At 68.3% G+C, this 21,831-nt stretch carries 24 protein-coding genes and 5 pseudogenes; 15 read left to right on the top strand and 14 right to left on the bottom strand.

Going from position 1 to position 21,831, the window contains the following annotated elements; all coding sequences use genetic code 11:
• Positions 1-199: 199 nt before the first annotated feature.
• From ADL12_RS58390 to ADL12_RS07180, 3 genes and pseudogenes are all read left to right on the top strand, one after another.
• The gene (locus ADL12_RS58390) at positions 200-598 is read left to right on the top strand and encodes a DUF2180 family protein (protein ID WP_079051895.1); all 399 of its coding nucleotides are present in this window, start codon (positions 200-202) and stop codon (positions 596-598) included.
• Between the two features lie 20 nt (positions 599-618).
• Positions 619-939 (top strand): annotated as a pseudogene (locus ADL12_RS07185) (transposase); the annotation flags it as partial.
• A gap of 36 nt (positions 940-975) precedes the next feature.
• On the top strand, positions 976-1,212 hold the full coding sequence (locus ADL12_RS07180) for a hypothetical protein (protein ID WP_062699727.1): 237 nt from the start codon (positions 976-978) through the stop codon (positions 1,210-1,212).
• Between the two features lie 165 nt (positions 1,213-1,377).
• Here ADL12_RS07180 and ADL12_RS07175 read toward each other — a convergent pair whose 3' ends face one another.
• Complete coding sequence (locus ADL12_RS07175) at positions 1,378-2,454, bottom strand: calcium-binding protein (RefSeq protein WP_062699725.1); 1,077 nt, start codon at positions 2,452-2,454, stop codon at positions 1,378-1,380.
• A gap of 870 nt (positions 2,455-3,324) precedes the next feature.
• On the opposite strand from ADL12_RS07175, the gene ADL12_RS55460 reads away from it, so the two are divergent.
• The 4 genes from ADL12_RS55460 to ADL12_RS07155 all read left to right on the top strand — a co-directional run bounded on the left by ADL12_RS55460 (position 3,325) and on the right by ADL12_RS07155 (position 5,578).
• Positions 3,325-4,158, top strand: coding sequence for an ISL3 family transposase (locus ADL12_RS55460; protein ID WP_341846346.1), 834 nt, complete (start codon positions 3,325-3,327; stop codon positions 4,156-4,158).
• A 26-nt stretch (positions 4,159-4,184) separates the two neighbouring features.
• Positions 4,185-4,502 carry a hypothetical protein gene (locus tag ADL12_RS55455; protein ID WP_062699721.1) on the top strand — a complete coding sequence of 106 codons (318 nt, stop codon included), beginning with the start codon at positions 4,185-4,187 and terminating at the stop codon, positions 4,500-4,502.
• Positions 4,486-4,899 (top strand): transposase, encoded by a 414-nt coding sequence (locus ADL12_RS55450; RefSeq protein ID WP_079051894.1) that lies wholly within the window; start codon positions 4,486-4,488, stop codon positions 4,897-4,899. Before ADL12_RS55455 ends, ADL12_RS55450 begins: the two co-directional genes overlap by 17 nt.
• A gap of 187 nt (positions 4,900-5,086) precedes the next feature.
• Positions 5,087-5,578, top strand: a complete 492-nt coding sequence (locus tag ADL12_RS07155) for a hypothetical protein (RefSeq protein ID WP_159053098.1) — start codon at positions 5,087-5,089, stop codon at positions 5,576-5,578.
• A gap of 149 nt (positions 5,579-5,727) precedes the next feature.
• Here the strand turns inward: ADL12_RS07155 and ADL12_RS52455 are convergent.
• From ADL12_RS52455 to ADL12_RS07135, 3 genes and pseudogenes are all read right to left on the bottom strand, one after another.
• A pseudogene (locus ADL12_RS52455) lies at positions 5,728-6,576 on the bottom strand (IS5 family transposase).
• A 58-nt stretch (positions 6,577-6,634) separates the two neighbouring features.
• A pseudogene (locus ADL12_RS07140) lies at positions 6,635-7,054 on the bottom strand (RacP protein).
• A 2-nt stretch (positions 7,055-7,056) separates the two neighbouring features.
• Positions 7,057-8,058, bottom strand: coding sequence for a DUF6192 family protein (locus ADL12_RS07135; RefSeq protein WP_062699715.1), 1,002 nt, complete (start codon positions 8,056-8,058; stop codon positions 7,057-7,059).
• 148 nt (positions 8,059-8,206) lie between these two features.
• Here ADL12_RS07135 and ADL12_RS53775 point away from each other — a divergent pair, with 148 nt between their 5' ends.
• Together ADL12_RS53775 and ADL12_RS58385 are read left to right on the top strand one after the other, a co-directional pair.
• Positions 8,207-8,548: a hypothetical protein gene (locus tag ADL12_RS53775; RefSeq protein ID WP_062699713.1), complete on the top strand. Its 342-nt coding sequence runs from the start codon at positions 8,207-8,209 to the stop codon at positions 8,546-8,548.
• 391 nt (positions 8,549-8,939) lie between these two features.
• Positions 8,940-9,077: a hypothetical protein gene (locus ADL12_RS58385; protein WP_425265076.1), complete on the top strand. Its 138-nt coding sequence runs from the start codon at positions 8,940-8,942 to the stop codon at positions 9,075-9,077.
• A gap of 21 nt (positions 9,078-9,098) precedes the next feature.
• Here ADL12_RS58385 and ADL12_RS07120 read toward each other — a convergent pair whose 3' ends face one another.
• Positions 9,099-9,554 carry a VOC family protein gene (locus tag ADL12_RS07120; protein WP_062699711.1) on the bottom strand — a complete coding sequence of 152 codons (456 nt, stop codon included), beginning with the start codon at positions 9,552-9,554 and terminating at the stop codon, positions 9,099-9,101.
• A gap of 211 nt (positions 9,555-9,765) precedes the next feature.
• Positions 9,766-10,314, bottom strand: coding sequence for an erythromycin esterase family protein (locus ADL12_RS07115; RefSeq protein ID WP_167364382.1), 549 nt, complete (start codon positions 10,312-10,314; stop codon positions 9,766-9,768).
• A 70-nt stretch (positions 10,315-10,384) separates the two neighbouring features.
• On the opposite strand from ADL12_RS07115, the gene ADL12_RS58380 reads away from it, so the two are divergent.
• On the top strand, positions 10,385-10,828 hold the full coding sequence (locus ADL12_RS58380; protein ID WP_244187802.1) for a hypothetical protein: 444 nt from the start codon (positions 10,385-10,387) through the stop codon (positions 10,826-10,828).
• On the opposite strand, the gene ADL12_RS55445 is transcribed toward ADL12_RS58380, so the two are convergent.
• The gene (locus tag ADL12_RS55445; protein ID WP_208614490.1) at positions 10,795-10,935 is read right to left on the bottom strand and encodes a hypothetical protein; all 141 of its coding nucleotides are present in this window, start codon (positions 10,933-10,935) and stop codon (positions 10,795-10,797) included. The genes ADL12_RS58380 and ADL12_RS55445 overlap by 34 nt on opposite strands.
• A 145-nt stretch (positions 10,936-11,080) precedes the next feature.
• Here ADL12_RS55445 and ADL12_RS07105 point away from each other — a divergent pair, with 145 nt between their 5' ends.
• Both ADL12_RS07105 and ADL12_RS53770 read left to right on the top strand, forming a co-directional pair.
• On the top strand, positions 11,081-11,530 hold the full coding sequence (locus ADL12_RS07105) for a hypothetical protein (protein ID WP_208614488.1): 450 nt from the start codon (positions 11,081-11,083) through the stop codon (positions 11,528-11,530).
• A 146-nt stretch (positions 11,531-11,676) separates the two neighbouring features.
• Positions 11,677-12,765: a baeRF2 domain-containing protein gene (locus tag ADL12_RS53770; protein ID WP_062699705.1), complete on the top strand. Its 1,089-nt coding sequence runs from the start codon at positions 11,677-11,679 to the stop codon at positions 12,763-12,765.
• 236 nt (positions 12,766-13,001) lie between these two features.
• Here the strand turns inward: ADL12_RS53770 and ADL12_RS07095 are convergent, their stop codons facing one another.
• The 6 genes and pseudogenes from ADL12_RS07095 to ADL12_RS07075 form a co-directional block, all read right to left on the bottom strand.
• Positions 13,002-13,301 carry a CBS domain-containing protein gene (locus tag ADL12_RS07095; RefSeq protein ID WP_107119851.1) on the bottom strand — a complete coding sequence of 100 codons (300 nt, stop codon included), beginning with the start codon at positions 13,299-13,301 and terminating at the stop codon, positions 13,002-13,004.
• A 127-nt stretch (positions 13,302-13,428) separates the two neighbouring features.
• Positions 13,429-13,650 (bottom strand): annotated as a pseudogene (locus ADL12_RS58375) (universal stress protein); the annotation flags it as partial.
• Positions 13,651-13,714: 64 nt separating this feature from the next.
• Positions 13,715-13,927: a hypothetical protein gene (locus ADL12_RS07085; protein WP_062699699.1), complete on the bottom strand. Its 213-nt coding sequence runs from the start codon at positions 13,925-13,927 to the stop codon at positions 13,715-13,717.
• 37 nt (positions 13,928-13,964) lie between these two features.
• Positions 13,965-14,564 (bottom strand): DUF2267 domain-containing protein, encoded by a 600-nt coding sequence (locus ADL12_RS58370; RefSeq protein ID WP_079051891.1) that lies wholly within the window; start codon positions 14,562-14,564, stop codon positions 13,965-13,967.
• Positions 14,565-14,862: 298 nt separating this feature from the next.
• Positions 14,863-16,599 carry a S8 family serine peptidase gene (locus ADL12_RS07080; protein WP_062699697.1) on the bottom strand — a complete coding sequence of 579 codons (1,737 nt, stop codon included), beginning with the start codon at positions 16,597-16,599 and terminating at the stop codon, positions 14,863-14,865.
• Between the two features lie 125 nt (positions 16,600-16,724).
• A complete protein-coding gene (locus ADL12_RS07075; protein WP_062699695.1) occupies positions 16,725-17,201 on the bottom strand; it encodes a hypothetical protein in 477 nt (158 codons plus the stop codon).
• A gap of 856 nt (positions 17,202-18,057) precedes the next feature.
• Between ADL12_RS07075 and ADL12_RS07070 the strand changes: the two genes are divergently transcribed.
• Together ADL12_RS07070 and ADL12_RS58365 are read left to right on the top strand one after the other, a co-directional pair.
• Positions 18,058-18,909 (top strand): phosphotransferase enzyme family protein, encoded by an 852-nt coding sequence (locus ADL12_RS07070; protein WP_062699693.1) that lies wholly within the window; start codon positions 18,058-18,060, stop codon positions 18,907-18,909.
• Positions 18,910-19,250: 341 nt separating this feature from the next.
• Positions 19,251-19,424: pseudogene (locus ADL12_RS58365) on the top strand (RES domain-containing protein); the annotation flags it as partial.
• A gap of 153 nt (positions 19,425-19,577) precedes the next feature.
• Here the strand turns inward: ADL12_RS58365 and ADL12_RS07065 are convergent.
• Positions 19,578-20,600 carry a DUF6215 domain-containing protein gene (locus ADL12_RS07065; RefSeq protein ID WP_062699691.1) on the bottom strand — a complete coding sequence of 341 codons (1,023 nt, stop codon included), beginning with the start codon at positions 20,598-20,600 and terminating at the stop codon, positions 19,578-19,580.
• A 116-nt stretch (positions 20,601-20,716) separates the two neighbouring features.
• On the opposite strand from ADL12_RS07065, the gene ADL12_RS53765 reads away from it, so the two are divergent.
• Complete coding sequence (locus ADL12_RS53765; protein WP_159053096.1) at positions 20,717-20,884, top strand: hypothetical protein; 168 nt, start codon at positions 20,717-20,719, stop codon at positions 20,882-20,884.
• Positions 20,885-21,831 lie beyond the last annotated feature (947 nt).

Here is a 21,831-nt window from a genome sequence, read left to right as displayed (position 1 = left end):
AAACGGACGAGACCGTCCTGCCGACCGAACTCACCGCATAACCTCAAAACGAGATCACCGAATGGCCGTCGATACACCACTCCAGCGGACGTGACCGCGCGGGCCTGACACAAGCCACCGCGGTTGGCTACCGCGGTGGATCAGGAATGGCCCTGCCGATGCGCGAATCGGCTCGAGCATTGGCAGTGTCACCGGCGCGATGAGCGACATGGCCGAAGCGACGCCAGCTCACGCTCGGTGCGGCACCCTGTTTGCGGAGTTGCTGGGAGGGGACTCCGAGAGGCGCCGACGAAGTGAGCCGTGGCCGCCGGGGCGACGCGGAGGTGGTCATCCCTGGTCCACGGCGAGCGTTCAGGCCCTCGGGCAGCCCTGTAGGTGGAAGGGGTCGTGCATGAAGTGCTATGAATGCGTGCGGTCGGGGCGCGACTCGGAAGCGGTGGCCGTCTGCCGGCTTTGCGGTGCCGCGGTCTGCACGGACCACGTGCGCACGGAGCCGGTACAACTGCGAGGGACCGCCCAACCCGGCAAGGTGATACACGATCAGCCGGCCCGGCAGCTGACCTGTGTGGTGTGCCGTGCGGCGGAGGAGTCGCCCTGACTGATGAATGACCGTGGATCATGGCGCGGGGAGATCTCACGGATGCCCCGTGGGCGGTGTTGGAGCCGTTGTTGCCGAAGAGGGCGAAGGTGGGACGGTCGCCCGTCTGGCCCCGGCGGCAGCTGATCGACGGCATACGGTTCCGGGTTCGGACAGGAGTTCCTTGGCGGAATGTGCCCGTCGAGTACGGGCCGTGGGGCCGGATCTACGATCTGTTCCGCCGATGGCAACGAGACGGCACGTGGCACCTGGTCCTCACGCGACTTCAGTCCCAGGCCGACGCGAAGGGCGGGATTACGTGGGACCTGAGCGTCGATTCCACAGTGTGTCGCGCCCATCAGTGCGTGTTTCTGATCCCCAGTGCTCGTTGAGCCGGTATGACGATCATCGAGATGCACCTTCAGCGGCTTGTCGCCGCCGGGATGGCTGGGGGCTTCGAGACGTTTGAGCAACTCCGGCGTGAGGACGTGGCGGCGGGTCGGCTGCCCGACGTCGTAGCAGCGCTGGAGGAACGCAAGGACGATCTGCGCTGGCAGATGGAGATGGGCGAGGCGTTCGTTGAGGTAATCCCGCGGGCCCCTGGCCGCCGCGCGACTCGATGCCTTGCGGCATAGCCGGAACATCGAACGCTTGCTGGGGGATGGCTGAGTGCGCTGATCCTCAGCCGGTGTCAGCCCCCGTCGTTACTGTCATGTACCCGTGAACGCCTGAGCGGCTCCGGCCTCAGTCTTGAGGCTGGAGCCGCTGCCTTCGCCAGCAACTGCGGCTGGTCGGGCTTTCTACGGGATGCCGCGGGTGATCTCGCAGCGGATGGCGATGTCGATGCCGGCTTCGCCGTCGCAGTTGTCCGGGGCGCTGGGGCCGCCGTCGAGGAAGTCGTTGCGGGGCCCTGCTCTGAGGGTGTCGGCGCCGTCGCCGCCGAAGAGGGCGTCGTCACCGCCGGCGGTGCCCACGGTGCGGGTGACGTCGAAGTCGGCGTTGTCGCCGAACAGGGTGTCGTTGCCGCCGCGGCCCTGGAGCACATCGCTGCGGGCAGAGGTCTGCGAGGCGTCCACCACGGAGCTGTCGCCGACGAGGATGTCTGCGCCGCTTCCGCCGGTGACCCGGTCGGTGCCGGCGCCGGCCGCGCGTCCGCCCTGGGGGGAGTTGATGTTGTGATCTCCGATGGCGACGACTCCGCCGTCTGGGCCGAGGTCCAGCCTGTCGTCCCCGCCGCTTCCGGAGGTGTTGCGGGCGGCGGAACCGTCGCCGATCAACAGTTCGCCGCCGAGGCCCCCCAGGATGGTGTCGTCGCCTGCGCCCGTCGCGTCGCCCGTCACCGAGGCGCTGTCACCGCTGAGGATTCCGTTCCCGGGGCCGCCGTCAATGAAGTCGTTGCCGCCGCCGCTGGCGTTGCCGTTGACGGCGAAGCTGTCACCGGCGGAGTTGTCGTCGCCGTCGCGCCCGAAGATCCGGTCGTTGCCGCCGCCGTTGGCGTTGCCGGTCGTGGCGAGGACGTCGCCGATGAGGAAGTCATTGCCGGAGCCGCCGTCGATCTGGTCGTCGCCGACGCCGCCGGAGACCGTGTCGTCTCCGCCCAGGCTGCAGATCCGGTCGTTGCCGCCGCCGCCATCGATGGTGTCGGCGCCGGCGGATCCGACGATGACGTCGTCGCCCGGGGTCCCGTTGATGGTGCCCGCACCGGTGATGGTTGCCGGTCGTCCGAAGCATGTGGGCTGAGCCTGGCCCGTGGCAACCGTGGGGAACCCCAGTGTGAGGAGCGCTGCTGCCCCGAGGCCACCTGTGAGGACTCTCCAGTAGGTCGATCGGCAGCGTCTGCTCGCAGGCGTTCGCTTCGGGAGGGGAATCACAGTCATACGAGACCTCCGGTCGGACGTCCACCTCCAGGGCAGCGCTGTGGGTGAGACGGATCACGATTGGTTTACGCAATTCAGACCATATGAGGTGTTCTTGTCGAGGGCGATCAGGCATGGCTTTCCATTCGGGTGAGGGATCTCAGGTTGAGTAACTGGCTTCCACTCGAGGGCCGGTCGGCGTCGAGGTGCCCAGCGAGCGCCGAGTTCGCCTATCTCAGACGGCCCAGAACCGGAGTGTCCTGGTTTTCCCGCCTTGGGATGCAGGCTCCTGAGGAGGCTCAACTAGGGCCTGTGTGATGTCGTGATCAATGTTGTCGATCCGGGTCCGTCTGGGAGGCGGATCCGGTAGGAAGCCGACCGCGACGCGCAGGCAACTCACCGATGAGCAGTGGAAGTTGATCGAGCCGTTCCTGCCGATAGGCGCGTACGGCCCCTGTGGCTGGCATCCCCGGGCTGGACGCGCTGATGCGGCGCTTGACCGTCCGAGGTGGTAGATCACGGTCGTGACAGTGGCTGACTGTGGTCGTTGTCCGTGCCATGAGTGATGACGCGGCGGTTGCTGTTCGGGACTGGTATGTCCGGGGGAGGGGCCGGATCCTGGCCGACTACGACGCGGGCGCGGTAGATCCGCCGGTGCGCCGACACTTCCATGCCGGGGAGGAGCTGGTGCTCGTAAGGTGAGGCAGGGCTGGGCGGCCGGTGGGCGAGGACAAGGCTTGGTGGACGTTGTCGGCGTACACGTGAACGTGGCTCTGGCAAGATTTTCGTAGCCGGAGATCCTCTCGCGAGGACGGTCGGCTGGTCCGCATAGCGGGCAGCCGGTGGCTGTGTTCTATTGAACTGGCAAGTCTGTTACCCCAGTTGTCTGAGGTGCTGGTGGTCTCGGCCGATGTCTCCGATGCTGTCGTGGCGGTCCGGGCACGCACGAGGTCTGGTGTTCCGGCGGGATGTACTGGATGCGGCCGACTCAGCGCGTGGTGCCACAGCTGCTATGTACGGCGCCTCGCCGACGTCACTCTCGGCGGCCGGCCTCTCCGGATCGACTTGTCCGTACGCCGCCTGTACTGCGAAAACGCTTCTTGTCTGAAGGTGACTTTCGCCGAGCAGGTGCCGGGGCTGACCGTGCGGTACCAGCGCCGCACCCCACAATTGCAGCGCCTGGCAGAGGCCGTCGGTGTGGTGCTGGCCGGTCGGGGCGGTGCCCGGATGCTGCGAATTCTGAACGTCAGGCTCTCGCGGTGCACCGTCCTGTCCCAGCTGATGCGGGTGCCGCTGCCGCCGCTGGTCACACCCCGGGTGCTAGGGGTGGATGACTTCGCGCTCTACGGCGGCACCTACGGCACGCTCCTGGTCGACGCCACCACCCGGCTCCCGCTCACACTCTGGGAGGGACGCGACGCTGAACAACTTGGCCGCTGGCTCCGCGAGCACCCGGGTGTTGAGGTCGCCTGCCGCGACGGCTCCCTCACCTATCGGCAGGGCATCACCACTGGCGCCCCCGAGGCAGTGCAGGTCAGCGATCGCTTCCACCTCTGGCAGGGCCTCTCCCGGCGGGTTCAGGACGTCGCCTCCGCCCACCGCGGCTGCCTGCCCGCAGCAGTGCCCCCCTCGGTGAGGGCGATCCCGCACCGGTCGAGGAGACCGAGGCGGACACCCGGGCGGGGCGGCATGCCCGAAGGCTGTTCGAGGCCGTCCAGGCTCTGATCCGCAACGGTCGGAGCCACAGCTCCGTGGCCAGGGAGCTCGGCCTGGACCGCCGCACCGTCAGCAAATACGCACGAGCCCGCACCTGGCAGGAAGTAACGCGCCGTCCGCCCCGAAAGCCCTCCACCCTGGACCCCTACCTCGACTACCTGCAACAACGCTGGGACGAGGGACAGCACAGCGCAAAGATCCTGCACGAGGAACTCCAGAACAAGGGCTACCTCGGCCACTACCAGCGCGTGAAAATGGCCGTCGCACCCCTCAGGCGGGGCCTGCCCCTGGACGAGCCACGCGAGCGACCACCCTCCCCGCGAAACCGCCCGCTGGATCACCACCCACCCTGACCGCCGCAGCCCCCACATCAACGACCGCCTGCCCCGGCTCCTCGACCACTGCCCCGAACTCCGGCTTGCCCACGACCTCGTCCGACAGTTCGCCACCATGCTCGACAACCGCGACGCGACACCCCTGCCAGGCTGGCTGAACGACCTCGCACACAGCGGACTGGCCCCAATCGCCGGCCTCGCCAGAGCCCTGCACGAAGACCGGCATGCCGTCGCGCAGGGCATCAGGACCCCCTACAACGCCGGTGTCAACGAAGGTCGCATTACCGATGTCAAGCTGCAGAAACGCCTGATGGCCGGACGCGCCAGCGTCCCACTCCTCCGCCACCGCGTCGTCCTGATCGCCCACCTCCGCCGCCACTATGCGGACCGGCTGCCCAGCGAGCTGAGCCTCTGATGCCACTCGCGTGCGCGCAGCTTGGTTCAGGGCAAGAGAGGCGACTCTGTACCTCTAGAGATCCTCGGGGCCGCTGCACACCCCCGGTCAGCTATTCTGAACATGTTCACTTTTTGTGAGGTGGTACCGAGCTGGGGGCATGATGAGCAATCCCAGGCGTGGAAGATGGTGGACGCTGGGCCCGGCAATGGTTCTTGTCGTGCTTACCAGCGGCTGCGGGGCGCTCTTCTACCCAACGCTGCCGACTGTCCGTGATGCTTCGACCAGTGAACTCGCTGGAGACTGGACGGGACCAGACGGCGCCAAGGTGATCTTGGAGGGGGACGGCCGAGCCGAGGTAAGGAACCTTGGAGGCGAGGACTGGGATTTCGACGAAGGCTGGGGGCTGACTGGCACCGGAACCTGGCAACTGGTCAAGGGAGGCAGCGGGCAGACGATCGGTGGCGCCCCGGCGGTCCAGGTCTCCATCACCAATGTGACAGGACAAATCCAGCGTCCCCCCAGGGACATCGACGAATGGACGACCGAGCCATTCGCTCCGATTGCCCAGTACACGTGGGAGTTCGGCATGGAGCGGACCAACGAGGGGCTTCAGCCCTACTACCTTGCTGGGGACCCTGACGCTCCCAACCTGTACCACCTCGAGCGAAGTGACCGACCGACCCTCGCGCCAAGATGATCTCCGCTACGAAAATCTTGCCAGAGCCACATAAGCCAGTACGCCGACAGACGTCGCAGGACATCGACGGAGCGCACATCGTCCCGGCCGAGTACGTCGAGGTTTTGGAAGTCGTGGACGAGGTGTCGCCGCTCGGTCGGTGACGTGGGTCAGCCGTCGGCCGGTGCGGGTTTCCCTGGCCAGCTGGGGGTGGCGCCTTTCCGGGCGAGGCGCCTGGTCATGAGGGTGATGGCGGCCCAGGTGATCAGGGTCTCGGAGTGCTGGATGAGTCGTTCATAGTCGCGGGCATGGCGACGTGCGTGCATCATCCACGCAAGGCTCCGTTCGACGACCCAGCGGCGGGGCAGCACGACGAAGCCGGAGGCGTCCTTGGGGCGGCTGACCGGCTTGACGGTGAGGTTGAGGTGCTGTTTTGCCAGTCGACGAGCTTCCCGGCGTAGGCGGAGTCGGCCCAGACGATCGTGATCTCAGGATGCATGAGACGGAGGCGGAAGAGGACTTCCTTGGCAGCGGCGGCGTCGTGCAGGTCGGCGGGGGTGACCATGACCATGAGGGGAAGGCCGCGGGTGTCGACGACCAGGTTGCGCTTGCGGCCGTTGATTTTCTTGCCCGCGTCGTAGCCGCGGGTGGCCTTGGACACGGTCTCGGCGGCCTTCACGCTCTGGGAGTCGATCACTGTGGCGACCGCTCGGGGTCCTTTGCCCATGTCCCGGCGGATCCGGCCGGCGAGCTGGTCGCGGATCTGGCCGACGATCCCGGCGGCTGCCCAGCGGGCCATGAACCCCCAAACTGTGCGCCAGGGCGGAAAATCCGCAGGTAGCGCCCGCCACTTGCAGCCAGTGTCGACGATGTAGCGGATGCCGTCGACGATCTCGCGGCGGGGATGCTTTCTCCGGCCTGCCGCCGGCTGACGTCTCGCAGGCCGGGGTGGGCAACAACGGTTCGAGCAGCGCCCATTCTGCGTTCGTGGTGTCCGAGGGGTAGCGGCGAGAGCGCATGACGAGGGCCTTCGCGCTGTGCTGCGGTCCGCCCGCCGTCCGGGCGGACCGCAGCAGGTCAGGAGCTGTGGATGAGGTCGAGGGTGGACTCGATGGAGTTGAGCTGGGCGACGATGTGCTTGACCCACTTGTCGCCCGGGTGGGCGGCGGCGTGCGGGGCGACGGTGCCGGTGATGAACCGGCGGAACTCGGTCAGCTTCTCTTTGACCACGGCCCGTTCCTATGCCTCCAGCACGTCCCGCTCGGCTCCGAGCTGATAGCCAGTCGCCCTGGCCCAGGTCAGCGGGGGCCAGCCCTTCTCCGCGGCCTGGTCCTTCAGCGCGGCGAGCCCGGAACGGACCTGGCTGGGGGTCAGATCGCTGGCGCGTACCAGCTGAGGGAACTCGAGGCCGGCGGGTCTGGCCTCGAACAGGACGAACCGGACGGTGTCCGCGTGACGTCTGACCGCATCGCCCCGTCGCCGCGAGGCACGGGGCATGCCTACTCGCCCTTCAGCAGGCGGGCCAGCTCGTCGTCGACGTCGACCTTGCCGGTGTCGACAGCCATTTCGACCCAGTCGAGAGTGGCCCGGCAGCGGGCCACGTTCTCATGCACGATGGTGCGCTCGTCGTCGCTGAAGGTGTGATTGCGCAGGCCGGGAACGATCCGTCCGGCCGCCGCGACGAAGGAGTGGAAGGCGGTGACCAAGTCCAGGAACTCCATGCTCCGCTCGATGTGCCGAACGGCCGGGGCGACGGGGCTGGTGCGGTCGAAGTCCTCGCGGGCTTGCCGGTGGCGTTCGTTCTGGGCATGGTTGACCTGGAACCGGGCGGTGTCGTCGCTCATCGCCTTGAACGCGACGTCCGGCCTGCGCAGCAGGCTGGTCGCGGCCGTCGCCGCGACCGACTCGTCCCGAGTGAACTCCTCCACCACCCGGACCTTGTCGCCCGCCGACACTTTGGCCGCGACCTGCGGACGCTTGAGGAAGTCGGTGGTGACCGCCGCCGCGACCTCCTCGTCCCGGGCCAGGGAATGGATCGCGGTGACCTTCGCCTGCGGCGTGATGGGGGTCTCGACCTGCTGCCCCACCCGCCGGCTCGCATCGTCCGTGGTCCACCGGGGCCTGCCGTCCGGCGGCGACAGGATCGCGGCGAACCGCTCGGTCTCATCGTCGATGTTCGCCAGGATCCGGTGGACCGTATAGGAGGCGATCTTCGGCTGCCGGTGTTCCTCCGGCCAACGGGAGGCCACCCACCTCGTGGTCTTCACCGTGGCGACGGAAAGCCCGATGTCGTCGGCCAGCCGCTTCAGCGACCACTCGACCGTCCAGGGCGTCTCCGCGACGAGCCCGCCCCGCTGCCGCATCGGCTCGATCTCCAGAGCGCCATCCCCGATCGCGAACTGCCCGCGCGTCTGCTGCTCGACCACGGCCCGCAGCTCGGCGACGATCTCCTCGTAACGGGACTGGCTGACGTTTCCGAACTTCTCGGTCTCCTCGGTCATGGTGTCTCACCACCAACAGCGGGCCGGGGCACGGACTTGGGGCCGCGACGGGACAGGGCCCGCTTCCGCACCGAGAGTCAGTCCGTAAATCTTAAGATCACAACAAATGGCCGTAAATAACCGGACCGCGACCGGAGTTGGACCCAGGATGCGTACGCTCAGCGGTCACTGTGACCGTTCGCCGTACGGTTCCTTCCGGCGTCTCCAGGCCCTCACCTTGCACCGCGTCGAGCAGTACATGGCATCCGACCGGCGGTCGACCCCGACCACCCACCGGGACCCGCACTCCGGGCACTCCGCCTCGCCGGCGCCGTTCCGGGCCGCCGCCAGAAGTCGGCGCAGCCGACGTTCCTTCCGCCACTGCCTGGCACGACACGCCGACGAGCAGAACTCGGCCCTGGGCTGGGTGTCCGGCCTCAACCGTTCACCGCAGCCCCGGCAGATCCTCTCCCCGGCCCGTCCCGCCTCCTCGGACACCGAGTCAGCCTAGGGCTCCAGGCTACTCAGAATCGGGGATCAGAAACACGCACTCAGCATGCGGCAGGGGCCAGGAAGCATGGGGACCTAGAGAAGGACCCACCGGGCGCGTGCTGGCCGAGCCCTGTGATCACGGGCTGGGATGCTCACGTGGCGGGTTCACCACCGGCGACTCGCCGCAATTCGAGCCCGTGCTGGAGAATGTCCGCGTACCCCGCATCGGATCGGGCCGGCCACGCGTCCGCCCCGATCGAGTACGCGCCGATCGGGCGTACTCCTTCCGCAAGAACCGCGCCTACCTGCGCCGGCGTGGAATCCGCTGAACCATCCCAAACAAGGCTGACCAGGCCCGAAACCGCAGGAAGCTCGGCTCCCGTGGCGGTCGACCGCCGCGTTTCGACGCGGTGGACAACCGCGAGCGCCATGCGGTCGAGTGCGGGATCAACCGACTTAAAAGGCACCAGGCAGTGGCCAGGTACGACACGCTCTCCGTCCGCTACGAGGCGACGGTGCTGGTCGCAGCCGTGAACGAGTGGCTGTGACCAGCACCGTCGCAACGGCCCTCAGACGACGTCGAATTCGTTGCCCTCGGGGTCCTGCATGGCGGCGGCGTAGAGCCCCATGTCCGGCTCATCCTTAATCCGCAGCACGGTGGCACCAGCTTTGACCAGCCGTTCCACCGTAGCCTTGACCCGCTGTATGCGGACGTCCAGTGGGACGTCACGACCCCCACCGACCTTCAGGTCGAAGTGCCACCGGTTCTTGGCGACCTTCGGCTCCGGAACCTGCTGGAACCACACCCTCGGTCCACGTCCCGCAGGATCGACGATCGACTCCGGAATGTCCCCGGCACCGGCCGGCAACTCTGCCTCGGGCACCCCCACCGCCGCCCAGTAGGCACGCCAGGTGGCGTGCCCGCCCGGCGGAGGCTCAGGCACGTAGCCCAGGGCCTCGGCCCAGAAGGTCACCATTCTCTGCGGATCGGAGCAGTCGATCGTCAGCTGCACTGTGATCTCCATGCTCAGAGCATCCCAGGCCGGTCTGACAGAAGATCCACTTTCGCAACAGGCCGTAGTGCCTCCCGTGCGAACGGCGATCATGACGGTCAGCTGGTGGGGTCAGGTGCCGGGCCGACGATCGGCCTCACCGCCGTAGCAGCCCTGCTGCTCGCCGCGGGCGGCAATCTGGTGATGCGCCGCCGAAAGCGCGGCGCGCGGCAGGGCCCGGATGTCAGAGGCGGCTGCCGGGGCCCTTCGGATGCTCCCGCACTCGCGCTGGGGAGACGGTGGCGAGAGCGTTCTGCGAGGGCGTTCCCGCATCAGCCGCACCACTTCGGTGAGGCTCGTCCGCTCGGCCACCGTGACGGGATCCTGCGTCATGCCCCACACCCACGGGCCACGCCTGCTCCTCCAGGCGTTCCGCGGACAACGGGTGCAGCGGGGTGAGGGCGTGAGTGCTGTCGAGGTAGCAGAAGGCGTCATGGCGTTGGGCCAGCACGGTGGGCACGTAATGGCCCACGCGCTCGAACTGCGGCCGGTAGACCACGCCGATCGCGGTGACCGCGCTCCTGGTGGAACCACTCGCCCAGGCCGGTGGACGGCGGCCGCTGGAACTGCACATGCGGAAAGGTAACAGCGCCCGCCCACCCGGCAGCGCCTGATGCAGCAGGTCCTCCAGGCTGCCGGCGTGTGCGGGCGGGACCTCCATGATCCGGGGCACGTCTCCCCACTCATCCGGGGCGATGACGGTGCCGGAGTGCGATCCGAAGCCGACCAGCACCACGCGTCGGTCAACCGCGCGATGTTCGAGCCGCGCTGCCGCCTGAGCAGGCCGCCCGCATCGAGCTGAAATGCGGGCCCAACATCTCCGGCCTGCCCGACTTCGACCCGCTGCCCGACGTACTGAACGGACCGGTCCTGCTCAAGTGCGGCGACAACCTCTCCACCGACGAGATCTCCCCGGCCGGGGCGAAAGCACTGCCGTACCGCTCCAACACCCCGAACTCGCCGAGTTCACCTTCACCCGCCTCGACCCCGACTACCCGCGGCGCGCCGCCGAACTGGCCACCGGCGGCAGGCCGGGCCCGCACTGCGTTATCGGCGGGGAGAACTACGGCCAGGGCTCCTCCCGCGAGCACGCCGTCATCACCCCGCGTTACCTGGGGCTGCGCGCGGTCACGCAAAGTCCTACGCGCGTATCCACTGGCAGAACCTGGCCAACTTCGGGGTGCTGCCGCTGGATCCCGAGTCTGGCTGGTACTCAGTCCTCGGGGGCGCCGTCGGCCACTCGATAGGTCTTGGCCCAGGTGGCGCCGCAGCGGCAGTGGGAGAGCGCGACCAGTTCACCGTCGTCACTCACCCTGACGCCGTCGCCGATGCGAACGTGAACATGCTCGCCCATCATTTGCCTCCTCCGGCTGGCAGAAATCCCGATTCAACGGGATGCCCGGAAGGGGAGTGAAAGGGCGACCGCATGGTGAGACCGTTGCCGTGCCGGCGTCTTTCCCACCCCGTTCCGGAGCGAGGATGGAGGGGAGGGAGTGGACGTGGCACGGATCCTCGTGAAGGGCGACCACCTCGTGGTGCGCCTGTCGTGGTGGGAGAAGGCTGCCGCGCACCGCGGAAGTGTGCGCGTGCCGCTGGCGGCCGTGCGCCGGGTGACGGTGGAACCCGACTGGTGGCGTGCCCTGCGCGGAGTGGCCCTGCACGGCGTCTGGATTCCCGGCGTGCTGTGCGTCGGCATCCGGGGACACTCCGGGGGACAGGACTTCGTGGCCGTACGGCCCGGTAGGCGCGTGGTGTGCGTCGAGCTGCGGCCCACGGCTGCCTTCGGACTGCTGGCCGTCTCGGTGCGGGACGAAGTGGAGGCCATGGCGCAGCGGCTGCGGCGTGTCGTACCGGACATCGACGCGTCCACCCCCTGGCGGCAGCCCCTTCCCGTCGCCGAGGAGACGGAGACGTCCTGGAAAGAGCTGTCCGTGAAGACACTGAGGTGAGTGGCGTTGCCAGGGATGAGAGGGGCCCCGGCGCCGACTGCACCTGGGATACGCGCCGCATGACATCACGGGTCCTGCTCGCCGGCGCCGCCCCGACGAGGCAGCCCAGGCGGCGGCCATGTGAACTGGACCAAGGAGCGATTCTCATGAGGCTGCACTTCCTCGACACCTTGTATGCCCGGCCCGGCCCGTACGCCTGCGTCTACGTGGACACCTCACGTGACATCGACGGCCCGGACAGGGCGATCGAGCTGCACCGTCGCCACGCGCGCTCGGACCTCATCGAGCTCGGCGCCGACCTGGCCACCGCCGACGCCTCCGCCGATGCTGTTGGCACCGACGCCGACCTGCCCGGCCGCCACGGCCAGGCCCTCTTCGCCACCCACGGTGAACTGGTCCTCACCGAGGAGCTGCCGCAACCTCCGCCTCTGGACAGGACCAGCTACGCCCTGCTTCCCGACGCCACGCCCCTGGCGCTGCAGCACGCCCCCGACATCCCTTACGCCGCCGCGACCCTCACCCGCGGCGCACCCGATGACAGCCACACCGTCTCCGAAGACCTACATGTGCAGCTGCAGACCGGGCGCTGGCCGAGCAGCTCGGTCGCCCCCCGGGCCCTCACCCACCTGCACATACCGATCGACCAGTGGCACCGGGAAGCCGGGCGGCTCGCAGACGAGCTGGCCCACCTCGTCGACCTCGGCCACGCCGACACCCTCGTGCTCTGCGGAGACACCTGGGCCCGCGGCGTCCTGGTCAACCGCCTGCCCGCCCCCATACGCAATCGCGTGACCACCGTCCCCGGCGAAGGACAGGACGCCGAGACCGGCCGGGCCCTGCTCGAGCCCCAGCTCGCCGACCTCTTCCACGGCCGACTCTCCGCCCACGACCGCGGTCGGCTGGAGAGCTTCGCCGCCCAGCGCGCCCGCCATCCCGGCGGCGAGGGACTGCCTGCCGTGGTCGCCGCCCTGCAACGCGGTCAGGCCGACGCCCTCATGGTCAACCACCCCGTGGAGGAGTGGCCCCCGCTGCCCCCGCTCTGGCTCGGCGTTGACCCCGACCAGATCGCCCTGTCCGCCGACGACCTGCGAAGCTTCGGCGCCACCGGCTACGAGAAGCAGCCCGCGGACGCCGTCCTGTTGTACGCCGCCGTCGCCACCGGTGCCGAACTGATCGTCGTTCCCCGAGAGGAAACGCCTCTGGAGGACGGGATCGGCGTGCTCCTGCGCTACTGACTGCGGGCCGGTCGTGACAACGGCCGTGCGAGGGCCATCGGGCGGCCGGCATCAGGTCGTCGACGGCAATGCCCAGGCGCCTCATGAACGCCGGCTCGGTGCGTGCCAGTTCACGCCGCAGTTGCTCCTGCGACTCCGCGTACTGCACACCTGAGCCAGGTCGTTGTGCTGCCATGCCTCAAGGAAACGTTCGATCAGGAGACCAGTGGGGCGGTGGCGCGCCCCTCGGTGCCCGCTCACGCTGTGGCCGAGCGCGGCACGGGATTCTCCGGACATGCCCCACAGGCGATCTTGGCGTAGGTCCCGCACGATAGGTGTCTCGCGGCCTGATGTCCGTCCGGATCCGCCCGGCTGTCCTGTTTGCGCAGCAGGTCCGCCTCCGACACCACGCCGATCGGGCGACCCTGGTCGTCGACGACGGGTACCGCCGTGATGTCGTGCTCCGCGAGGTGCTGGACGATGTCCTTGAAGCCTGTGTCCGGCCGCACGTTCACAACGGCCGTGGTCATGAGGGCGCCGACCATTCGATGCAGCATGTGACCGCTCCCTCCTCCAGGCGCTCGCGGCACGGGCTCCCTCTCCAGCGTCCGCCCCTGGGAGAGCCTCCGCACTGTCCGCGCAGTCCTGGGCGCGCGCGGCCGTGCGAACGACAATCGCTCCCTGTCACTGTGGAACGGCGATGACCGGGCAGCGTGCGTGGTGCAGTACGCCCTGACTGACGGAGCCCAGCAGCATGCCGGTGAAGCCGCCGTGCCCGCGCGTTCCCACGATCAGCCCGAGGGCGTGCTCGGGCACGAAGTACGACTGCTCCTGGGTGATGTGCTCCGGCTCCCGTACGACCACCACCGGCACGGCGTGGGCGACTTCTGCATGCGCCATCGCCGACTCCCAGTAGTCTCGTCGGCCGGCACGTCAGGCCGGCTCCGCCTCATCGGGCACGATGCTGCGTCTACAGGCCCTGGGAGAGCAGGAGTTCGTGGGCGAGTCGTGCGCCGTGTGCCGCTTCCGCCTCGGGCGGAACGCTCTGTGACGGGATGTTCTCCAGCCCACGGGCGAGTGCCCGGATGGCCTCGGCCAGGGTCGCGACCTGTGCCTCCAGCCGGCTCAACCGTTCTTCCGGCCTGGGTACGGCCTCGGGTCCAGGGGAGGGGTTCTGTGTCATGTCGTGCTCCCTTACGAGACGGTGCCGGGCCGCGCCATTACTGGGTTAACGACCTGCGCCGATGAGTGAGCGGAATATGGCAGTCGTGCCCTGAGCGACCGTCAGGTCCTCGCCCGCGCCCCGCTGTCGCGTCGTCTCCGTGCCGGTCGCACTCGGTGCAGGAGCAATGTGCGTGCCCGATGCCAAGGAATGGTGTGGGCGATCGGGCAGTCGGCTGGAGGAGGAGTGTGCAGATGTCGTGGGGCAGTTGCTCCAGCGCCGCCTCCTGTTGCCCGGGCGAGACGTGCTCGCGTACGACGGCGGTGACCGCGGGAACGATCCGGGGCACTTCTTCGGCAGTGACCTTCGCTTCCTGGACGAAGCGGTTCACGTAGCCTTCGCGGTCGTACTTGATCGGTACGGTGCTGGGGTCCCAGCCGTCGTGGTACGCACCCCGCAGCAACTCGGGCAGCTGCGCAGCACCCGGTGGGCCGTCGGGCGGATGTGGTGGGGGGCATCGGTCTTCCCCTTCCGGTTTCCCGTGGGGCCCATGCGCTTCCGGGGTTGCCGCGCCTCCGTGCGGGCGGTGTTCGGCTCTGCGAACGGGCAGCCCGTTCAGAAGGGGCGGGGGCGGCACCTGCCCGGTGCCGTACAGCATGCGCGCACAGGTGCACGCGGGTGGCTTCTCTGTCCTGCCCTGCGTTCCATGCTAGGGCGGACCGAACCGGTTGGCAGCCGCGCCCGGCACGGCATCACGATGTCTGCCTGGCGCAACTGGCGCAACCGGCGGCCGAGGTCGCCTCGGTGCACGACTTCGGCCATCCCGATGGGCCATCGCCGATCCGCTCATCCGGCTGCGCGCCGACCGGCACCCCCGCCGTTCCGAGGCTATGCGTTGAACGGCACCCCTCCCTTCGTGTCGGGGTGCCGTTCTGGGGATCTTGCTGTGGAGGGCCTTAACCGGCCAGAGTCGGGGCGTAGGGGGTCAGGGCCGGAGCGAGGTGCACTCCAGGGGCCAAGCCGAGGGCGGTGAGGGCGTCGGGCAGGCCGCGTCCGACGCGCGCTGCCTCCATGGTGCCCGGGGCGGCCAGCGGACGGCAGCTGGCAGCGATGATCTCGAACAGGTGCCGCACCCGGCCCGGCCCGCGCGGCAGCAGTTGGCTGTGGAAGTCCTCGTGGTGCGCGAGGACGAGGGCAGCCAGGCCGGCGATGTGGGCCGAGGCCGTGCCGGTGCCGTCGATCGCCGTGTATCCGCCCTGCGGGGAGCAGGACAGGACGGCTACCCCAGGGGCGGACGCGTCGACTCCGGGGCCGTAACAGCTGAACGGCGCGGCGAACAGCCCTTCCGGCGTCAGCTGGGGACCCACATGGGTGGCCTGGGAGGTGTCCGGCGGGAAGGACCCGAAGACGCCGAGCGCACCCACAGTGAAGACGGTGGGCAGCGAGCCGGGGAAGCAGACCGGTCCGCCCGAGTCGCCCGCCGGGGCCACGCAGGCGATACCGGCGGCATTGGCGTCGGCCAGTTTGCGGGAGACCAGCGGCGATGGGTACGGCGTCGCCACGGCGATATGTGCGATGTCGATTTCGTGTTCGATGCAGTGGTCCAGGGCGGCGATCAGGTCGCTGAAGCAGCCGCCGGGCAGCACCTGGCAGACCTCGATCTCGGCGTCGACCGCGGTGCCGATGACCCCCTTGCCGGTGTCTGCCCCGGCGATGACGCCCGCCGCGTGGGTACCGGTGCCCACCGTGTCGTAGGCCCAGCCTTCCTCCGTACGGCAGACGACGTCGATCCCGGAGTTGACCCGCTGCTTGAGATCGGGATGCTCGGTGGCGACACCCGAACCGATGAGCCCGACCTTGATCCCGAAGGCGCGGAACGTGGGAGGCAGCCGGTCCAGCCGCATGGCCTGCTGGCCCCAGCCGTACGCCTGTCTCTCCTCCAGCCCCGGATACACCTTGGACAGCGGCGTGAGGGTGACGAGGTTCTCCTGGGTCGGTGACAGATCGGGGCGATGGATCCAGCGGTCGGCGTAGCCGCCCGCGGGCCGGACGTACAGGGACTGAATGGACTCCACGGTCTCCGTGGCCAGCGTGACGGTGACCGTCCCGTCGGCCGCGGTGACGCCTTGGCCCGGCCATGACGACCCGACCAGGAACACACCCGCGCCGGCCAGCGGTTCGTTCTCCGGGCCGCAGACGCGCAGGGAGATCTCCACAGGTTGCTCCAGCGGCATGATCAGCCCTGGATCGCGCGGCGGCAGGAATCCCGCGGCTGGCGCGGCCGCCGGCCCGGTATCGGACAACGGCAGGTCCGGCTCGATGTGCACATGCAGCGTCCGCATCGCCGGCAGCTGAGCCTCGGGCGCCTCGACGACCGCGATCTCCGGGCAGGAGGCGGCCAGCCCGGCCGACCGCAGCTTCTCCGATGGCCGGAGCCTGCGGGTCACCTTGACCTCGGGCATGCGCTCCAGCCGGTCACATACCGCGTCCATACTCGATTCAGGCACTCCTGGCGGGAGCAGATGCTGTGGCAGCGGTGTCACCATGTACCGCTCCCGGCGCGGCTGCACCGCGATCGGCGACGGCGCGCCCTTCTTGTACGGCGCCTCATCCTTGCCCTCAGGTGCCGGGCCGCCGGCCCCCGCGCCTTCGGGCCCGCTCTCGCGGTTGTTTCCGGGCCTTCCCTTGACCATTACGTCTCCACCTTCACCACGCCAACGTCGTCGTCCTTGTGCTGCCGAGGCGGCTCGCGCTTCCACGGTGATGCGGTGTGCCCGGGAACCACTCCCGGGCACACCGCATCGCGCGCCGCCGGATGTCAGCCGATACCGAAGGCCTGACCACCCATCTGGCCGAACCCGAAGCCGGGCTGCTGGTACTGCGGGACCTGCTGACCGAACGACTGCGGGCCGTACCCGCCACCCCACGGCTGCTGGGCCTGGACGCCCTGCTGGCTCTGCTGGAGCAGCGTCATGATCGCGTTCGGCAGCGCCTGCTGCACGGACTGCTCCACGGCGTGGCGGACGGCACCGGACAGCGCGCGGTGCAGCGTGAGGGCCAGGTACGGGTGCGCCTGCTGGGCCAGGTCAGGCCGCTGCTGCAGCTGCTGCTGGATCTGCTGGATCTGCTGGAACGTCTGCTGCACCTGCTGCGCGACCTGCTGGGCCGTCTGCTGACACGCCTGCTGGATGGTCTGCTGGACCACCTGGGCGATCTGCTGCGGGCCGGCCAGCTGCTGCCCGCCGAACTGCGAGCCGTACTGCTGGAGGGGTTGAGTACCGGTCATCACCGACATGAATGCTCCGTTCGATGCCATGAGAATGCCAACGCAAGGGGCTGCGCCTGCTTTATCGGATAAATCCGATACTTGACGCTAAGTTGACGTTCCGCTGTCTGCAATCGGACGAGCCGTTCGTGGAAGGGATCGCCCGATCGGATCCCGTCGCCAGAGAGCCGTTGCGGCGCGGCGGGAGAGGCGGCCGCGAGCGGCCCGTGGGGGTGGGTTCTGGTGGCCCGACCGGTGCAATGAACTGCGGGGCAGCCCTTCATCGTGCCCGGCGGCGATGAGGCGCCGATCTCCAGGAGTAGCTCATGGCAGCTATGAGGGGCGTAGTCATCCACGGGTCATGTGGGCAACGTGAAGACGATCAAGGACCAGGTGGCCGTGGAGGACGCTGGGAGTGGCGAGGGGGCGAGGTTGCCGGCTGTTTCCCATGCGGCTTTCGATTGCTTTTACTAGGGAAACGGACGTTCCGTCTGGCCTTCCACTGTGACCTTGCAAGAGCCCAGCCCGCTACACGGGAAGGCGGCACTCCAAAAGCGGGTCCAGGGGAGCGGTTCTGTAGCACCCTCCTCGCTACGGAATGTAACCACGGATCCGGGCGTACCAGTGCAGCGTAGGCCGCGAAGCCTCGTCACAGAGCAAACCTGTTCCGCAGGGTTCGCCGCCCACCCGCCCGGCAGGGTGCCGCGACCGGAATCGTTTGCGTCGTTTGACGGTTGATGGCTGAGCAGCCGAAGTGGCAGATCGCCGATTCAGTCGCGCCCTGTCCATCGCGCAACCGCGGCTCTCCATCGACAACTTGGTATGGTGCGCAGATTGCACCGCTTGGAGCTTGTGTCAGCACTCAAGGGAGAGGGGCCGGGCGACGATGCAGGCGTCAGAGGTCCCGCGTGCGGTGGCCGCGGCCATGTCGACCGCCTCATCACTTGGCCTGACAGTCGACGACGCGATCGTTCTTCATGACTCGAACAAGCTCACTCTGCGTCTGCTGCCTTGCGACGTCCTGGCCCGCGTGGCACCTGCAGCGCATCAGGTCGCACAGTTCGAAATCGAGCTTGCTCAGCGACTCGCCGAATCCGGGTGCCCTGTGGCTGCTCTCGAGCCTCGAGTGGAGCCACGCGCCTATGAGCGTGATGGCTTCGTGGTCACGCTGTGGACCTACTACGAACCCGTGACACCTCGAGAGGTCTCACCAGCCGACTACGCCCATACGCTCGAGCGGCTGCATGCCGGCATGCGCCAGCTCGATGTTCCGACGCCGCGATTCACGGATCGAGTCGAGCAGGCTCAACAGCTCCTGGCGAACCGCGACCAGACTCCGGCGCTCGCCGACGCGGACCGGGAACTGCTCGGCGACACGCTACGAAGCCTGAGACGAGTGATCGGCGAGCGCGGCGGCGCCGAACAACTGCTGCACGGCGAGCCCCACCCGGGAAACGTACTCAACACGAAGAACGGGCTGCTGTTCATAGACCTTGAGACGTGTTGCCGTGGGCCCGTCGCATTCGACCTCGCCCATGCGCCGGAAGAAGTCGGCGAGCACTATCCGGGTGTCGATTGCGACTTGCTGCGCGAGTGCCGGATCCTCGTGCTGGCGATGATCACGACGTGGCGCTGGGATCGAGACGACCAACTCCCGAACGGGCGCCGGCTGGGCACAGAGTGGCTCAGCCAAATCCGAACAGCGCTGGATCGCAACGGCCTGGGAATCCAAGGCTGATCGGGGACCTTCGAGGTCGTAGCCGGCTGGCTGTTGATGTCGGGATCTACCGTGATCCTGGCCTTGTCCGGTCGGGAGCGAGAACCAGCCGCACATGTCGACGGCTCGATCACCGATTCGGACTCCGTCGAGACAAGGCGAACGTTGCCGGTCGCGGCATGTACCGCTGTACACCGCGATGTGCTGCTCGGGTCCATTCCCCATCGGCGCGTTCAGTGTGATCCACGACTTCAACGCCCAAGACGGCCAAGCACGGCCGTCTCGGTGGCGGCCGTCCTCGAGACGCTCAGCGATCGCAGCCCCCAGGCAGGTCTCGTGGAGGAAAGTCGGCGGGGCACCGACTGTGGCGCGCACGGGCACACGACGCTGCCGAACTCTGCTGTTCCGCCCGCTTCTTGGGAACCGCGTTGCCCACTCAGGCCGGACACCCCAACCGGATGAGCCCGGCAGGTATCCCTCTCTTCTACGGAGCCGACAGCCCCGCTACCGCCGTCCCGGAAGTCGCCCGGCACGCATCAGTGTCGATGCCAGGCGACCGCTCGGCCGCACACGGCGCCGACCGGGCGCTGGGCCAAGGAGATCGCGGCCCCCATCCCGTCACCGGACTGATGCCGTCGTCCGCAGCGCGACCGGACCATTCCATTCGCCGCCGAGGAGCTCTGGACGCCTCATCGAACAGTCCGTTCGGGGATCGTCTGAAGAACCTTCTCCGCGATGTCGAGGAGAACGCTGTCATCCGGGAGGGCTCCGGACGTGCTCCACACTGTGATGTCGTAGTAGCCGCCCCGGTCCCGATGGTCGAGGGCCACGGTCAGCGTCCTGGCCAGGGGGCCTTGTTCGACCGGCCCGCCGGATCCGCCACTCCCGAGACTGATCTCGAACTTCATGGTGTGATCCGAGGCGAGGACTGCGGGCCGGCCGAGAACCGCAAGCGTCTTGATGTCCTTCTCATCCCCGTACTTCATCAGCTTCACGTACTGGTCGGTCGACAGCTTGTTGTAAGTGGCCGAGACATGCACGGTGTACGTGCCGAACGCGACCTCGGCCTCCGGCTGGGCGACCTTCCCATCAGTCAGGGGAGCGGTGTTGCTGGTGCCGGAAGCAGTGGTCGCGGTCTCGCCCGGCGTGCCAAGGAGCTTGGCCAGGTCTGGCCGGTTGAGTGCCTTGCACAGCTCTTCACCGGTCACCGGCCGGGGCGTCTCCTTGTAGGCCTTCGGCAGTTCCTCGTGTTCCCCGCCTGAACACGAGGCAGGCTGCGGGGTGCTGTCGTCGGACGGCATCACACGGGGGGCCACCCACAGCACGGCCGCGAGTGCCCCGAACAGGGCCACGGCCGCGACGGCCTGGCCCCATGCGTTGTGCTCCTTCTCCGAAGTGTCCGGACCGGGACGCGGCTTGGCTCCGGTCTGGGCATGGACCTGAGCCTGTACCTGGGCTTGGGCGGCTGCATCGACCGTCGCCCCGTCCGAGGAGGCTGCCGGACCCGGGTTCCGGCGTGCGCGCAAAGCCCGGACCACCACGTAGACGCGTACTGCGGTGAACAGGAGGAACGCCACGCCGAGACCGGCCGCGACCCGGTCGTGATCGCGGACGGCGAGATGCATGATGCGTACGCCGAGAACGGATCCGACCGCGATGAGCAGGGGCTCGCGGACCCAGAAGGGCAGGAGACGGAGGAGGAAGCCGAGCATCCGGAGATCTCATCAGGACATGATCACGTTCGCTGTGGTGGAAGCCACAGTTCCGGCACGTGCAGAGAATGCCGGACCCGAAGCCGCCAATAGAGATCGAATCTCGGGGCGGTGGGATGCCGTTTCGCACCAGCCCGGCCGGAACCCCGATGTGGTCGGTGATCAGCATGCTCATCACCGGCGGTGCCAACCACACGGCCCTGGATCGTCTGCGTCCGGCGGCCGCATGGCATCGGCGCCGCAACCTGGCCGAGGCCACCCGCGACCGCACACCGTTGCGCTGACGTGCGGACAAGCCCAAGCAGTACGGGGGCCCGGCGTGCACCGGCCGGGAAGCCGCCCAGGCCGCCGACGCCGCGAGCGTGCCGACCACCTGTCGCTTCAGGCCGCCGCTGACCCGGACGGAAGAGGCCACGCCACCGTACGCCTGGCTCTGCTCAAGAACCGACCTCTCATCCCCCCGCCGGGTCCTGTCCAGGCCACCCGAGAAGAACGGACGCGAAGACCGGCATGCGCCTCACTGGTCGAACGCGAAGCGGTAGACCATCGACTGTCGGGCCTGGAAACCGAGACGCTCAGACAACCGGTTCGCTGTCGTACGGTCCGGGCGCGAGGTCGGATCCACCGTCCGGGTCCCCGCCGCTTGAGCGATCCGCAGGTCCTCCTGGGTGAGGAGCCCCGCGACTCCCCTGTGACGTAGCTGGTGAGCCTGCTTATTGATCTTGATTGTGACCTGCTGTTGCTCAGTTGTACTGAGAGGTATGTCTGTTGTGGGAGTGGGGCTTGCGGGAGATTGAGGGTCTGGCGGCGGGCGGAACTGGGTTGAGCTGGCTGTTTGTGTTGCGCAATGAGCTGAGCGAGGTGGCGGCTTTTGTGCAGGGTGAGTGGCACGCCTATAGGTACGCGGCGTGGTGCCGGACCGATGTGGTGCGGCCGGGGGGTGTTCAGCGGGTGGTCAGACGTTGCCAGAGCAGGTCGTGGTCGGCGGGTGCGAGGCGGGGCAGTTGGAGGCGGCTGGCCAGGTCGTGAAGGAAGGCGCTCTGCTCTGTGCGTGTCAGAGGGTGCGGCGGCAGGCGGTCGAGGGCTGCTGCGAGGGTGAGGGTCTCGGGGTAGGGGATCAGGTTCCGGCAGGTCAGGGTGGGGGAGGCCGGGCCGGGGGTGAGGTGGGGTTGGCAGTGGTGAGCTGGTAGAGGCGGGTGTGCCAGCGGATGTGCAGGTGCTGGTGGTGGTG

The organism is Streptomyces regalis (assembly GCF_001509475.1).
GTDB classification, from domain to species: domain Bacteria; phylum Actinomycetota; class Actinomycetes; order Streptomycetales; family Streptomycetaceae; genus Streptomyces; species Streptomyces regalis.
This window is presented reverse-complemented; position numbering and strand designations above follow the sequence as displayed.